This window comes from Mesorhizobium sp. CNPSo 4688 (genome assembly GCF_057784295.1).
The window spans coordinates 47,779-62,607 of record NZ_JBWLUY010000019.1; the positions used below are offsets into that span (position 1 = coordinate 47,779).

Below are 14,829 nucleotides of genomic sequence, written 5' to 3' on the forward strand. Positions count from 1 at the left end.
ATGGCGATGACCGCCGACGAGATCAAAGCCATCGAGGACCGCTATCCGCATGTGTTCCATCGCCCGTTCCACCAGCGCTTCTGGCCGCTGTTCCTGGTCGCCGGCACCGTGCTTTACCTCATTTACGCCTTGTGGTTCTTCAACCTGCCGCAAGTGATGCGGGAATCGCATTGGGAGCGCCTGCCGCTCTTCCTGTCGCAATGGATCAGCTACGATCTGCAGCCGGAATTCCGCCTCGACCAGCCCGAGATCACGCCGAAATACCCGCGCTTTTCCGCCCTTGGCGACAACCCCAATCCAGACTGGGTCGTCCGGAATGCGGACGGCACCTTCACGGTCCTGATCGACGGTCAGGCCAAATCCGTCACCTTCGACAAGACCAAAGCGACGATTGTCGCTAATGGCCAGACGGTGCCGGTCGCGCTGACCAGCGGCAAGCCGGTGATTTCGGGGCCGGTGCCCGACTGGATCACCGCGCATGACGACGAGATCGTCGCCAAGATGGGCTTTGTCGGCGAGGTGCGCGTCACTGTCGATCGCGTGAAGGTGCGCAAGCGCTTCCTCGGCTGGGCGAATTTCGTCTTCGACACGCGCTCGCCCTTCTTCGGCAAATCGGCCGGTGAAGTGATCTCGCTGATCTGGTCGGGACCCGAACTGAAGCTCGGCACCTCGAACCTCGCTCTGGCGGGCGACAACATCTGGAACAATGCGCAGTGGCAGCATGGCGACGTCTGGACGAAACTGCTGCAGACCATCGTAATGGCGTTTCTCGGCACCTTGCTCGGCGCTTTCGTCGCCTTTCCGCTGGCCTTCTTCGCCGCCCGCAACATCACGCCGAGCGGGCTGCTCAGCCAGGTGCTAAAGCGCTTCTTCGATTTCATGCGCTCGGTCGACATGCTGATCTGGGCGCTGTTCTTCACCCGCGCCTTCGGCCCCGGACCGCTCGCTGGCAGTGCCGCGATCTTCTTCACCGAGATCGGCACGCTCGGCAAAACCTATTCGGAAAGCCTGGAAAACATCGACGACAAGCCACGCGAAGGCATCAAGTCCACCGGCGCCAATGGCCTGCTGGTGCAGCGCTACGGCGTCATGCCGGAAGTGATCCCGGTTTTCATCAGCCAGACGCTCTACCAGTGGGAATCCAACACAAGAGGCGCCACCATCATCGGCGCTGTCGGCGCCGGCGGCATCGGCCTGAAACTGTGGGAAGCGATGCGCACCAATTCCAACTGGGCCAACGTCTTCTACATGGTGCTGTTGACGCTGTTTGTCGTCTTCGTCTTCGACAACATCTCGAACTTCCTGCGCCGCAGACTCAGCCGGACGATCCATGATTACAACAGGATCCAGGCCGAGCAGGGGTAGCCAAGCCGAAGCCATCAGTGCCGGCGATCAAGTGGCGGCGGCCACCGCGCCTTCGTCATCCACGGGCGAAGCAAGGAGCGAAGCGACGCAGCGCAGACCCGAGGATCCATGCCGGGACGTCTGTGCTAGAATGCTTCGGTGCAAAAAGAGACGCCCATTCGCATCCCCTGCCTGCACCGCTGCGGCGCTTGACAGTCGCGGCATGGATCCTCGGGTCTCCGCGTCCGCTTCGCTCCCGCTCCGCCCGTGGATGACGAAGTGAATGGCTACGCCGCCTTCCTCCACCCATCCCTGATATGCCTGTACCCCTCGCGATACACCGCTTCCGGGCTCTCCGAAAAATCCCGCCACACCTTGGTCGCCGCCGCGAGATCCTTCAGCGACCTGCCAAACGCCTCGATCGTCAGCCAGTCGTCATAGCCGCTCTTGCGGATCGCCGAAAACGTCTCGGCCCAGGGAATATTGCCGCGCCCCGGTACGCCGCGATCGTTCTCAGAAATATGGATATGCACGACGTTCCGCCGATGCTTCGTATAGGCGCCGATCGGGTCGGCTTCCTCGATATTGGCGTGGAAGGTATCGTACATCGCCTTGATGTGCGGCCGGTCGATGGCGTCGATGTGCTCGGAGAGGTCGGCCATCGTGTTGAGCAGGTAGCATTCGAAACGGTTGAGCGCCTCCAGCCCGATCGTGACACCCCGCTTGCCGGCATGATCACCGATGGCGCGCTGCGAGGCGATCGAGCGTTTTTTCTCCGCAGCGGTCGGCCCACTGCCGGAAAAGGCTCCCAGCGTCGAATGCAACGGACCGCTCAGCCTGTCGGCACCGAGCGCCACGCTGCAGTCGATCGCCCATTTCATGTACTCGATGCCGGCCTTGCGGGTGGCAGCATCCGGCGAAATCAGGTTCATCGCCGGATCGCCCATCGCCGTCACAGCGGTGCGCTCCAGCCCGATGCGGTCGAGCATCTCGCCGAGCTTCTTGAAGTCGTCAGGCGCGCCGGCAAAGACCGGGATCTCGACCCCGTCGAAACCTGTCGCCTTGATGTCCCTGAGCAGCGCCCCGTGCTTCTTCGAGACACTGGTCGTCCACAAGAACATGCACATGCCGATTTTCATCGACATTCCCTCCCCATGTGACGGCGCGCAGGTCTCATTCGCCAGCTTCGCGCCATGCCCCCTCATCCGGCCGCTTCGCGCTCGTTGACAGGCGGCGCGCCTAAAGTTTCGTCCACGCCCCATTCTTCTTCGACGACTTCACGCAGGCTTCGATAAACGCCATGCCTTCGACGCCGTCCTCGATCGTCGGGAACACCACATCCTTGCCCGGCTTGCCGCCCTTCTTGCGTGCAGCCCGGATCGCCCGCGCGGCTTCCTGGTAGATGTTGGCGAAGCCTTCGAGATAGCCTTCCGGATGCCCCGACGGCACGCGGCTGACGCGGCCGGCGACCGGGAGCGCGCCGGCGCCATTGCGGGTCAGCAGCTGCTTGGGCTGGCCGAACGGCGTGTACCAGAGATAGTTCGGGTCGGCCTGTACCCATTCCAGCCCGCCCTTCGAACCATAGATGCGCAGCTTCAGCCCATTCTCGTGGCCGGGCGCCACCTGGCTCGCCCAGATCATGCCCTTGGCCGGATGTGTCTTGCCGACCGGTTTGAAGCGCAGCATGACGTTGACATTGTCGTCGAGCTGCCGCCCCGGCACGAACGCGTCGAGATCGGCCGAGAGCGAATCGAGTACCAGCCCGGAGACGAAGCGCGCCAGATTATAGGCGTGCGTGCCGATGTCGCCCAGTGCACCGCCCGCCCCTGCCTGCTTGGGATCGGAGCGCCACGCCGCCTGCTTCTGGCCGGTGGCGGCAAGGTCTTCGGTCAGCCAGTCCTGCGGGTATTCCGACTGCACGATGCGGATGTCGCCAAGCTGGCCCTTGGTCACCATCTCGCGCGCCTGCCGGATCATCGGATAGGCGGTGTAATTGTGCGTCAGCACGAACACCTTGCCGGTCTTCTCGACCAGCGCGGCAAGCTTCTTGGCCTCAGCCAAGGTCGTCGCCAACGGCTTGTCGCAGATCACGTGGATGCCGGCTTCGAGGAAAGCTTTCGCCGCCGGCACGTGCACATTGTTGGGGGTGACGATCGCCACCGCCTCGATGCCGTCGGGACGCTTTGCCTCGGCCTTGGCCATCTCGGCATAGGACGCATAAGAACGCGCCGGGTCGAGACCGAGTTCGGCGGCCGATGCCTTGGCGCGCTCGGGATTGGCCGACAGTGCGCCGGCCACCAGCACGAAGTCATTGTCCATGCGCGCCGCGATCCGGTGCACCGCGCCGATGAAGGCGCCCTGGCCGCCACCGACCATGCCATAGCGGATCGGGCCGCCTCCCGTTTCAGCTTTCGATGCGCCGACCATGATCGTCTCCCTCGTCTTGTGCGTTCTGCTTTTGGCGTCTGCCACTGCCGGCGAAGCCGGTCAGATTCCCATCATCGCACGCAGCATCTTCTTGTCCGTCGTGCCGCCGGCGAAATCGTCGAATGCCTTTTCCGTCACGCGGATGATGTGGTGCTGGATGAAGGGCGCGCCTTCAGCAGCGCCGTCTTCCGGATGCTTGAGGCAGCATTCCCATTCCAGCACCGCCCAGGAATCGTAGCCATACTGGGTGAGCTTGGAGAAGATGCCGCCAAAATCGACCTGTCCGTCGCCCAGTGAGCGGAAGCGGCCGGCGCGGTTGGTCCAGCTCTGGTAGCCGGAATAGACACCTTGCCGCCCCGTCGGATTGAACTCGGCGTCCTTGGCGTGGAATGCCTTGATCCGCTCGTGATAGATGTCGATGAATTCGAGATAGTCGAGCTGCTGCAACAGGAAATGCGACGGGTCGTAATTGATGTTGCAGCGCTTGTGGCCGCCGACCGCGTCGAGGAACATCTCGAAGGTCGCGCCGTCGAAGATATCTTCACCGGGATGGATCTCGTAGCCGACATCGACGCCATTTTCGTCATAGACGTCGAGGATCGGCTTCCAGCGCTTGCCAAGTTCGGCGAAGGCCTCCTCGATCAACCCGGCCGGCCGCTGTGGCCAAGGGTAAAGGTAAGGGAAGGCCAGCGCCCCGGAAAATGTCACCGAGGCCTTGAGGCCCAGATTCTTCGACGCCTTGGCGCCGAACTCCATCTGCTCGACCGCCCATTTCTGCCGCGCCTTCGGGTTGTTGTGCACCGAGGCCGGCGCGAAGCCGTCGAACTGCGCGTCATAGGCGGGATGAACCGCCACCAACTGTCCCTGAAGATGCGTCGACAGCTCGGTGATCTCGACGCCAGCGTCAGCGCAGATGCCTTTCACCTCGTCGCAATAGGTCTTGGAAGACGCCGCCTTCTTGAGGTCGAACAGGCGTGCGTCCCAGGTCGGGATCTGCACGCCCTTGTAGCCGAGACCGGCCGCCCATTTGGTGATCGAAGCCAGCGAATTGAATGGCGCGGCATCGCCCGCGAACTGCGCCAGAAACAGCCCCGGACCCTTCATTGTCGACGGCATCGGCATCCTCCCAATTCATTTTTCCAGGGACCAAGCATAGCGCCTGATGAAAGCAGGGCCAGCCTCTTTGGTCTTTTGTGATGTGCATTCTCGACTTGCCATTCTGGTATTACCAAATACCGGAAATGGGTCAAGCCATTTGACTCGCAAGAGCAGCAGCCGACGCACCCCAAAATGGGGAACATATGCAAGCATAATCAATACAGTAAATGGATGTCGCGATCGCACAGCGGCAGTTCTTGCCGCGTGACAAAAATTGCTGTAGACCTCCATTCAGGCCCAATTGGTCGAACCAGTTTGCGTAAAAATGCTGGAGCGCCTTGGGGAGGAATCATGAGACGCGCTTCGGCAAGGCGCGTCGCAGGCGAACTGGTACAGACGAATTCTGGGAAGGATAGACCATGCATCTTTCGACGCACAACTGGATGCGCGCGGAGCCGTTGGAGGTGACGCTGAAGCGCATCAAGAAATTCGGCTACGAGTCGATCGAGATTTCCGGCGAGCCCGAGCAGTACAAGACCAACGAGACCCGCGCGCTGCTGAAAGAACACGGCATACGCTGCTGGGGTGCTGTGACGCTGATGCTCGGCGAACGCAACCTCGCCGCCAGGGACCAGGGTCAGCGCGAACGCTCGGTGCAGTACGTCAAGGACGTGCTGACCATGATCAGCGAGCTCGACGGCGAGATCATCACGCTTGTGCCCGCCACCGTCGGCAAGGTGGTACCGGACGGCACAGAGGAAGAGGAGTGGAAGTGGGTGGTCGACGCCACCCGCGAATGCTTCACCCATGCCAAGAAAGTCGGCGTCAAGATAGCCGTCGAGCCGCTCAACCGCTTCGAGACCTATCTGTTCAACCGCGGCGCGCAGGCCCTCGCCCTGGCCGATGCGGTGAGCCCCGAATGTGGCGTCTGCCTCGACGCCTACCACATCCACATGGAAGAATTTAACGTCTATGACGCCATCCGCCAGGTCGGCAAGCGCCTGTTCGATTTCCACGTCGCCGACAACAACCGCTTCGCCGCCGGCCTCGGCCAGATCGACTGGCCACGGATCGTGCAGACGCTGAAGGAAGTCGGCTATGACGGCGCGCTGACCAACGAGTTCGTCGCGCCAGTCGACCGCACGCCGGCCGCGCCCTATCCCGACATGGTCGAGCGCCACCCGGTCGACATTTCTCCCGAACAGCTGAAGTTCATCCAGGATCACGGCTCCAGCGTGCTGACGGAGAAATTCTACACCGACCAGATGCGCATCACCGCCGAAACGCTGTTGCCGCTGATCAAGTAGCCGATCCGATTTGGAGGCGCCCTTCCGCCTGCCGGCGGCGGGGCCGGGGATGACCATGCGCATCAGAAATGTCCAGGCCTGGTGGGTCCGCATACCGATCGAAGTCGCGAAGCAGCATCGCAGCGACTTCGGCCAGGTGACGACTTTCGACGCCGCCATCCTGCGCATCGAGACCGATGACGGGCTGGTCGGCTGGGGCGAAGGCAAGAACGCCGCCGGCAGCGCCGGCAGCTATGGTGCGCTGGTCCACATGCTGAATCATGAGGTCGGGCCGCAGCTGATCGGCCGCGACCCCGCCGACATCGGTATCATCTGGGAGATGCTCTACAACGGCGTGCGCCACGAGACAGCCGCGCATGCCGGCCACGCCATGCCGCAACTGGCGCGGCGCGGCATGAGCGTGGCGGCAATCAGCGCCGTCGACATTGCGCTGTGGGATATCCTCGGCAAGTCGCTCGGACAGCCCGTGTGGCGGCTTATCGGCGGCCGCAAGCTCGATCGCATGCAGGCCTACGCCTCCGGCGGCTGGGCCGCGGCTGACGCCATCGGCGAGCAGCTCAAATCGTACATCGCCAAGGGTGGCTTCAAGGCGCTGAAGATGCGCGTCGGCGCCATGGACGGCGCCCCGCATATCTCGGCTGCCCGTGTCCGTGCCGCCAGACAAGCGCTCGGCCCGGATGTCGAACTGATGGTCGATGCGCACGGCACTTATACGGTGGCCGAAGCCAAGCGGTTCATCCACCTCGCCAGCGATCTCGACCTCGCCTGGTTCGAGGAGCCGGTCATCGCGGACGACAAAGCAGGCATGGCCGAGGTGCGCGCTTCGGGTTCGATCCCCATCGCCACCGGCGAAAGCGAGGCGACACGCTACGCCTTCCGCGATCTCGCCGTGCTGAAATCGGCCGACATCTTCCAGCCCGATCCGGCCTTTTGCGGCGGCATCAGCGAGGCGATGAAGATCGGCACCATCGCCAGCGCCTTCAATCTGCGCTTTGCCCCGCATCTGTGGGCCGGCGCGCCGTGCTTCTTTGCCGGCCTGCATGTCTGCGCTGCTTCGCCGGCTAGCTTCACCGTCGAATATTCGCTCGGTGCCAACCCGATGATCCACGATCTTGTCGAAGAGACTGTCGAAGCAAAAGACGGTATGATAGCGATCCCTGAAAAGCCGGGTCTGGGATTCACCATTTCGGAGCGGTTCCTGGAGGCGCACGCGCAACGCAGTTGACGATGAAAGAAAAGAACCTTCTCGCCGAACTCGCCGCCTATCTGTTCTCCCATTCGGACAAGGAGACGGGCCGCACCCCCTCGGAGCGCGAACTGGCCGAGCATTTCAGCGTCAGCCGCGGCCAGATCCGCGAGGCGCTGGCCATCCTCGAAGCCATGCGCATCGTCGAGCGCCGCGCCAAATCCGGCATCTATGTCGACACCAGGCAGGCCAGCGTAGAAGCCTTGGCCCTTTTCGCCCGCGCGGGCCTGCCGCTCGATCCGGTGCAGATCTACGAGACCGTCGAACTGCGCAAGATCCACGAGATCAAGGCCGCCGAACTCGCCTGTTCGCGCGCCACAGAGGAGAATTTCGAACGCCTGCGCGAGATCCTGAAAGCCTCGGAGGAGCGCATCGCCGCCGGCGAGGGTCTCGCCAAGGAGGACCGTGAATTCCATCTCGAAATCGTGCGGGCAACCAAGAACGGCGTCTTCCACAACATCTGCAGCGTCTACTATCTGATGGGCGAGTTGCGCCTGCCGATCTACTTCAACGACCCCGAGCGCTCAGTGCGCTCGCATGCCGAGCACATCCAGATCTACGAGGCGCTGCTGCGCCGCGACGGCAATCTCGCCCAGGCGCTGATGAGCGCCCATCTGCAAGGCGCGGAAAGCTACTGGAAGGGGATCATCGAGGGCCGCGGCGTGGAGCAGAAAAACTCCACGCTCGAAAAGGTCTAGAGCAATTCCAGGAAAAGTGTGAAACGGTTTTCCCGGGAAAAGCGCGCAGCGCTTTCCCTTGGGAATTGCGACTAAGAACGAGAGCTCCATGCCCAGAATCCTGTCGACGCACACGCTGCATCCGCGTGCCTCCGCCATGCTGGTCGGCGCCGGCGAACTCGTCGTCGCCTCCGCGCTTGACGCCGAAACACTGACCGCGGAGGCGAAGAACGCCGACGTCATCATCGTGCGCGCGCCGCTGCCGCCGGCGCTGTTCGAAAATGCGACCAAACTTCGGGCGGCAGTCCGTCACGGCGCCGGCCTCGACATGGTGCCGATGGAGGCCGCCGCCGCGGCCGGCGTGCTGGTCGCCAATGTGCCGGCGGTCAATGCGCGCTCGGTCGCCGAATATGTGATGTTCGCGGCGCTTGCTTTGCTTCGCCGCTTCCGCTCGGTCGACCGCGACTTGCGCGCCAAAGGCTGGAATGCCGGCCGCGACCACGCCAGCCATGCCAGCGAGCTTGCCGGCAAGACCATCGGCATTATCGGCTTCGGCGCCATCGGCCAGGCGGTCGGCCATATCGCCGCGCACGGCTTCGGCCTCAACGTGGTGGCGACGACACGCAGCATGCAGCCGGCCCCCGACAGGATCGGCTTCCTGTCGATCGACGCGCTGGTCGAACAGAGCGATTTCATCGTCTTGTGCTGCCCGCTGACGCCGGAAACGCGCGGTCTGATCAACCGCGAACGCATCGCCCGCATGAAGCCGGATGCGCTGCTGATTAACATTTCGCGCGGGCCTGTGATCGATGACGACGCGCTGATTGAGGCCTTGCGCAAGGACCGCATTGGCGGCGCCGCGCTCGACGTCTTTGCCACGCAGCCACTGCCGGCAAATCACCCCTATTTCGGCTTCGACAATGTCATCGTCACCCCGCATATGGCGGGCATTACCGAGCAGTCGATGATGCGCATGGGCGTTGGTGCTGCCGGCGAAACGCTGCTGGTGCTGGCCAACCGGCTGCCGGTCAATCTACGCAATCCCGACGTGGTCGAGCACTACCGCAGGCGGTTTCCGGCCGACTGACGATTCTGCGACCCGCCTCAATTTTCCCGGATTTGGCGACGAGCTTCGCCGACATGGCCAAGAGCCCTGCCAGAATTCTTGTTCTGATTGCCGGCATCTGCATGGCAGCTACCGAGGCTCAGGCCGATGGGCAAGGCAGCTACGTGCCCTGCGACAACGGCCTGCGATGCGTGATGGCGCCCTGCCCTTCCACCAGCGCGCTCGACCTCACCGCTGGCAAGATCGTCAAGGGCGTGTGGGTGGATATTGACGGCCTGCCGCAGCAGGACAAGGCGCTCGACCTTCCCGACAAGCTCTATGCCGGCAAGCTTGTTGTCACCGGTACGATCGAGAACCGGCCGCACAGCTTCAACGGCAAGCAGCACAGCCTGCCGACATTGGTCGCGACCGGCATCCTGCGCGCCGCAAAGCAGAGCGAACGCAAACACTGCTCAGCGCATTAGTTTCCTTCCGGTCGCCCGAATATCTTCGCCGACGTTATGAGCGTTGCGGTAAAAAGCAAAAAATTCGCAATACCCATAAGTGCAACGATCTGAGATACTGTATATGCGTACAAAGAAGATACCACCTCTAGCCTGGGTCGATAACCAATAAGAATTACGTCTCCAAATATGTATTCATATATTTCAAGGCCGGCGATCAGAGCGACGAAGAGAATAAACGCAAATGTCTGCCACCTTAAGCGCAGATCGGTCCAATCATGCCGTGACACCGCCGCGACAACCCAACAGGGTACTGCGATGCAATAAACAAAAGAGTAGGGGACTGAGAGTGCAAAAAGATTGACCCACAGTATATTCGATGACGCATAAAAAATAGAATCGACAGGCCCTTTAAAGTTATTCAGCTTCGGAAAAGAGCCGAGATAGCCAAAATGAAAATCGAAATGGCTGAAAAACAATATCGAAGTTAATCCAAAAAATATAACGAATACGAACGTCCACACGACGAGACGTCCAATAAATATCCTAACCCGAAGAAATGGTACATATTCCATAGGGGCACCGCGCGAAAATTGTTAATGTTGAATAACATATCCAACTGCATTAGAGACGGCGAGTAAGCGCCGATCGTCCCCGTGCCTGCCCACCAGCATCAGCCCGGCCGGCAACGTCATATCAGGCATCGGCAGCGAGATGGCGCAGAGGTCGAACTGGTTGGCGACCTGGGTGTTGCGCAACAGCAGGCCTTCGGCCTTGTTGCGCAACGCTTCGTCGCCGGCCATGGTGGCGATCAAGGGCGCGACAATCGGCACGGTCGGCAGGGCAAGGACATCGATCGACGCCAGCCGCTCGGCCATGGCAGCAGCGAGTTCGCCACGGCGGCGGATGGTCCTGATATAGACTGAGGCAGGAATGGCGAGTGCCCGCGAAAGCGGCCCGCTGACATGCGGGTCCACCGGCACTGATGCTCCGACGGACAGCCAGTCGGCATGAACCTCGGCACCTTCCATCGACGCGATCGAGGCGCGTTTGGTCGCCGTGCGCATCTCGGCAATCAAGTCGTCGATCAACAGGTCGACGACGCGCACGCCGCTTTGCTCCAGCGCGCGCAAGCATCGCTCGAAGCCTGCGACGACCTCCGGCTCCGTCTCGTCGAACAGCACACCGCGCGGGACGCCAACGCGGAGGCCGGCAAGTGACAGCGGCAGATGCAGCGGCGGGAGTTCGTCCCCTGACATGACGGCGTCGGCGACCGCGCAGGCGGCGACGCTCAGCGCGAGCGGCCCGATCGAATCCAGCGTTGCTGACAATGGATAGGCGCCGGTCAGCGGCACGCGCCGCGCCGTCGGCTTGAAGCCGACGACGCCGTTCAGCGACGCCGGGATGCGCACCGAGCCGCCAGTATCCGAGCCGATGGCGATGTCGCACGTGCCCTCGGCCACGGAGACGCCGGCGCCGGAGGACGAACCGCCGGGAATGCGGCTGGCGTCGGCCGCATTGCCGGGTGTGCCGTAGTGCAGGTTGTCGCCGATCGCGGTGAAGGCGAATTCGGTCATATTGGTCTTGCCGATGATGATAGCGCCGGCCTGCCGCAGCCGGCTGACGATTGCCGCGTCCCACAGGGGAGGTGCTGCATTCTTCAGCATCAGCGAACCGGCCGTGGTCGGCTCGCCCGCGACATCGAACAGATCTTTGATCGAGACAATGGTGCCATCGAGCGGCCCGAGGCTCACACCGACCCGTTTGCGCGCATCGCTGGCATCGGCCGCGGCCCGCGCCGCCTCGGCATAGACCTTGGTGTAGACCCTCTCGTCTGCCGCACGATTGGCAAGACGTGACAGGATGATTTCGAGATGATCGCGGATTGATTGCATGTCGATGTCGGACTCCGCCAGGATGCAACGTCTTTAAAGCAAGCACAGAGAGTTCAAGCGGCCGGTTGGGCCTGCGGAAGGGATAACCCGGCCAGCGTGCCTTTGCACCTGCCAGCGATAGGAAGAGACTGATGCTGTACAAAGGCAGCTGCCACTGCGGCAAGGTGGCGTTCGAATTCAAGGCGGAGCTGACCGGCGCGGTGCGGTGCAATTGCTCGATCTGCTCGCGCAAGGGTGCGCTGTTGGCCGCCATCCCGCATGACAGCCTGACGGTGCTGGCGTGGGGCGACGATCTCGGCACCTACACATTCGGCAATCATGCGATGGCGCATCGCTTCTGCCGCACCTGCGGCATCCATCCTTTTGCCGAGGATGTCCGCGAAGGCAGTGAACGTAGCGCCTATGTCAACATCAACTGCGTTGCCGACATCGACCTGTCCTCCCTGCCGGTCTTCGACTTCGACGGCCGCGCGATCTGAACAGTCGGTAACCTCTCATCACAACAACGGCCCGACAACCGTGATGACTGTCGGGCCGCTGCCAGCCAGCCGCATCGCCTTGGCCCATTATGGGGCGAGCGGGCCAAGGCCCCGCCGGCACCTTGCTGAAAGTTCCCGGCAACTGGCGCGCGCCGGTCCATGCGCACACCGCCGACTACCGCGCGGTGGTCATCAAGGGGCTGTGGGCGCATTGGCAGATGGAGGGCGGCGAGGCGACCAAAGTCGAACTGCGGCCAGGGTCCTACTGGACCCAAAAGGCCAATGAGATGCACGACGACGCCTGCCTGTCGGAGACGGAGTGCGTGATCCTGCTGATCAACGACACACCCTACGAGACCTATTTCCAGAAATAGAAGGCGCCTGCAGATTTCCGCCAGCGGATTGGCGCCGGCTTAAGTCTGCAGGAGAGCCTAGCTGGCGTGCCGCAGGCTTACGCCGCTGCCCTTGTCGAACAGCTCGACCTTGTCCGCGTTCTAGGCGAAGCGCACCGATTGCTCGATCGCCACATCGGTCCGCGCCGGCACGGTGGCGCGCAGCGTCGTGTCGCCGACCCTGAGCGTCAGGATCTTTTCCACGCCATGGTTCTCGACGTCGTGGACGCGCGCCTCGACCGGCGTGCCGCTTTCGAGATAGACGTCCTCCGGACGGATGCCGAAGACGAGCGGGCGCCCTTCGGTCGCCGCGCCCGTCTTGGCTCCCCCTGAAGTCGTGCCGCCAATTGAAAGCGGCAGCTCGAAATTCATCGGCGCCATCACCGCGCGATTGTTGACCAGCCTGCCGTCGATGAGGTTCATCGGCGGCGAGCCGACGAAGCTCGCCACATAGGTGTCGCGCGGATTGTTGTAGATCTCATGCGGCGTGCCGGTCTGGACGATGCGCCCATGGTTCAACACGCCGACCTTGTCGCCCATCGACATAGCCTCGATCTGGTCGTGGGTGACGAAGAGGAAGGTGGCGCCGAGCTGGATCTGCAGGTTCTTCAATTCCGTGCGCAGCGCCTCGCGCAATTTGGCGTCGAGCGCCGACAGCGGCTCGTCCATCAGGAACACGCGCGGCTTGCGCACAATGGCGCGGCCGATCGAAACGCGCTGCATCTCGCCGCCGGAGAGGCGATCGGTCTTGCGGTCAAGCAGATGCTCGATCCGCAGTGTCTTGGCGGCGCGCGCAACGCGGTCCTTGATCTCGGCATCGGGTCCTCCGGTCAAGCCGGAGGATGACGGCGTGAGAGTTGAGAGGGCGACGCACACCGACCGTCGCGGACGGGCGCGAGCGCGGCCTGCCGGATAGCGTCAGCTGCTGATCATCGCGCTGTCTTGTTGAGGGCGGTGACGACCAGCGCGAGAATCACCGCCGCGGCAGCGATTCCCCACACGAAAGCCTGCTTGTAGAAAGGCGGCGTGGCGAGCTGCGCCTTGCCGGCGAGAGTGTTGGGGTCCGGTGGATTGAGGAAGAAGACGCCGTAGAGATGCGCCGCCGTGATCGAAACCAGCAGCGCAATGCAGAAGACCAGCGCCACGACCAGCGCTACGGTCACCACACTGCGCACCTTGACGCCCGGCTGGGCCAACGGCAGCAGGTTGTTGATGAGGCCGGCAAGCACCACGAGACCGCTGCCGACTGCGTACAGGCCGATGGAAAAGGGTTGGAAGATCAGCACCAGCGCCATGACGCCGAGGCCAATGATGAAGAGCTCAAGGCGGAACGCGCCGGCGCGGCTCATGCCGGAAGAACTGTCGCTCATGACCGCACCGCCTTTCCGGCGCCATCGAAGACATGGGTTTGCCTGGGATCGGGGCGTAGATTCAGCGCCTCGCCGACCTTGACCCGCTGGCTTCTCGTCACCACGACGCGGATGTCGGCGCCTGCCGCCGTGCGGGCATGAATAAGGGTTTCGGCGCCCATGGGCTCGATGAGCTCGGCTCGGGCGGAGATGGTGCCACGGTCCCCCGTATCGGTCACGGTGAAGGCGCGGGGGCGGACACCGATCGTCACCTTGCCGGGCTGCAGGCGCGCGACCGCCGCGTCCGTGCGGATCGCCAGACTAATGCCGGCCACGGTCATGTCCGCCGCGCCATCGGCGAAGGTCTTGAGGTCGGCCTCGAGAAGATTCATCTGCGGCGTGCCGATGAAGCTCGCCACGAAAGCATTGGCGGGCTTGGCAAATACCTCGTGCGGTGAGCCGACTTGCTCGATCAGGCCGTCCTTCATGATGGCGATGCGGTTGGCCATGGTGAGCGCTTCGAGCTGGTCATGGGTTACGATCACGGTCGCTTTGGAGAGGCCCTGCAGCACTTCCTTGATCTGGCCACGCATGGTCTGGCGCAGTTCGACATCGAGACGCGACAAGGGCTCGTCGAAGAGGAAGCAATTGGGGTCGCGGACGATGGCGCGGGCCATGGCGGCGCGCTGCTTTTCGCCCTCGGATATCTGGTTCGGCAGCCGGTCGAGAACGTGCTCCAAGTGGAGGATCGCGGCGACGCGGTTGACGCGGACAGTCCGCTCAGCCCCGGAAATGCCGTCATGATAGAGCGGGAAGGCGATGTTCTCGGCGATCGATGCCGACGGGTAGAGCGCGTAGAACTGGAACACCATGGCGATGTCGCGCTTTTCGGGCGGCAGGTTGTTCATCACCTTGCCGGCGACGACGACCTCGCCGTCAGTGACGCTTTCCAGCCCGGCGATGACGCGCAAGGTCGTCGTCTTGCCACAGCCGGACGGGCCGAGAAGGCAGACGACCTCACCGGCGGCCACCGACAGGTCAACGTCCTTGACCGCGGTGAAGGAGCCGAAGCGCTTGGTGACTTTGCGGAGTTCGATGGTTGACAT

At 62.8% G+C, this 14,829-nt stretch carries 13 protein-coding genes and 2 pseudogenes; 8 read left to right on the forward strand and 7 right to left on the reverse strand.

Annotated features, from left to right (window positions below; translation table 11 throughout):
- A complete protein-coding gene (phnE, locus tag AC04SH_RS28460) occupies positions 1-1,365 on the forward strand; it encodes a phosphonate ABC transporter, permease protein PhnE (RefSeq protein WP_488577479.1) in 1,365 nt (454 codons plus the stop codon).
- Between the two features lie 266 nt (positions 1,366-1,631).
- Here the strand turns inward: phnE and AC04SH_RS28465 are convergent, their stop codons facing one another.
- The 3 genes from AC04SH_RS28465 to AC04SH_RS28475 form a co-directional block, all read right to left on the reverse strand.
- Complete coding sequence (locus tag AC04SH_RS28465) at positions 1,632-2,483, reverse strand: sugar phosphate isomerase/epimerase family protein (protein WP_488577480.1); 852 nt, start codon at positions 2,481-2,483, stop codon at positions 1,632-1,634.
- Positions 2,484-2,583: 100 nt separating this feature from the next.
- Positions 2,584-3,771: a Gfo/Idh/MocA family protein gene (locus AC04SH_RS28470; protein ID WP_488577481.1), complete on the reverse strand. Its 1,188-nt coding sequence runs from the start codon at positions 3,769-3,771 to the stop codon at positions 2,584-2,586.
- 60 nt (positions 3,772-3,831) lie between these two features.
- Complete coding sequence (locus AC04SH_RS28475) at positions 3,832-4,887, reverse strand: sugar phosphate isomerase/epimerase family protein (protein WP_192259230.1); 1,056 nt, start codon at positions 4,885-4,887, stop codon at positions 3,832-3,834.
- 401 nt (positions 4,888-5,288) lie between these two features.
- On the opposite strand from AC04SH_RS28475, the gene AC04SH_RS28480 reads away from it, so the two are divergent.
- The 5 genes from AC04SH_RS28480 (at position 5,289) to AC04SH_RS28500 (ending at position 9,629) form a co-directional block, all read left to right on the forward strand.
- On the forward strand, positions 5,289-6,176 hold the full coding sequence (locus tag AC04SH_RS28480) for a sugar phosphate isomerase/epimerase family protein (protein WP_477233352.1): 888 nt from the start codon (positions 5,289-5,291) through the stop codon (positions 6,174-6,176).
- 55 nt (positions 6,177-6,231) lie between these two features.
- The gene (locus AC04SH_RS28485; protein WP_477233353.1) at positions 6,232-7,401 is read left to right on the forward strand and encodes a mandelate racemase/muconate lactonizing enzyme family protein; all 1,170 of its coding nucleotides are present in this window, start codon (positions 6,232-6,234) and stop codon (positions 7,399-7,401) included.
- Between the two features lie 2 nt (positions 7,402-7,403).
- Positions 7,404-8,120 carry a FadR/GntR family transcriptional regulator gene (locus AC04SH_RS28490; RefSeq protein WP_477233354.1) on the forward strand — a complete coding sequence of 239 codons (717 nt, stop codon included), beginning with the start codon at positions 7,404-7,406 and terminating at the stop codon, positions 8,118-8,120.
- Between the two features lie 88 nt (positions 8,121-8,208).
- Complete coding sequence (locus tag AC04SH_RS28495; protein WP_488577482.1) at positions 8,209-9,186, forward strand: NAD(P)-dependent oxidoreductase; 978 nt, start codon at positions 8,209-8,211, stop codon at positions 9,184-9,186.
- Positions 9,187-9,239: 53 nt separating this feature from the next.
- A complete protein-coding gene (locus AC04SH_RS28500) occupies positions 9,240-9,629 on the forward strand; it encodes a hypothetical protein (protein ID WP_488577483.1) in 390 nt (129 codons plus the stop codon).
- Between the two features lie 575 nt (positions 9,630-10,204).
- Here the strand turns inward: AC04SH_RS28500 and AC04SH_RS28505 are convergent.
- On the reverse strand, positions 10,205-11,503 hold the full coding sequence (locus tag AC04SH_RS28505; RefSeq protein ID WP_488577484.1) for an amidase: 1,299 nt from the start codon (positions 11,501-11,503) through the stop codon (positions 10,205-10,207).
- 131 nt (positions 11,504-11,634) lie between these two features.
- Here AC04SH_RS28505 and AC04SH_RS28510 point away from each other — a divergent pair, with 131 nt between their 5' ends.
- Complete coding sequence (locus tag AC04SH_RS28510) at positions 11,635-11,982, forward strand: GFA family protein (protein WP_488577485.1); 348 nt, start codon at positions 11,635-11,637, stop codon at positions 11,980-11,982.
- Between the two features lie 66 nt (positions 11,983-12,048).
- Positions 12,049-12,356, forward strand: a pseudogene (locus AC04SH_RS28515) (DUF4437 domain-containing protein); the annotation flags it as partial.
- A gap of 57 nt (positions 12,357-12,413) precedes the next feature.
- On the opposite strand, the pseudogene AC04SH_RS28520 reads toward AC04SH_RS28515, so the two are convergent.
- The 3 genes and pseudogenes from AC04SH_RS28520 to AC04SH_RS28530 all read right to left on the reverse strand — a co-directional run.
- Positions 12,414-13,196, reverse strand: a pseudogene (locus AC04SH_RS28520) (ABC transporter ATP-binding protein); the annotation flags it as partial.
- 107 nt (positions 13,197-13,303) lie between these two features.
- Entirely contained in the window at positions 13,304-13,744 is a 441-nt protein-coding gene (locus AC04SH_RS28525; RefSeq protein ID WP_488577486.1) for a hypothetical protein, read from the reverse strand.
- The gene (locus tag AC04SH_RS28530) at positions 13,741-14,829 is read right to left on the reverse strand and encodes an ABC transporter ATP-binding protein (protein WP_488577487.1); all 1,089 of its coding nucleotides are present in this window, start codon (positions 14,827-14,829) and stop codon (positions 13,741-13,743) included. Before AC04SH_RS28530 ends, AC04SH_RS28525 begins: the two co-directional genes overlap by 4 nt.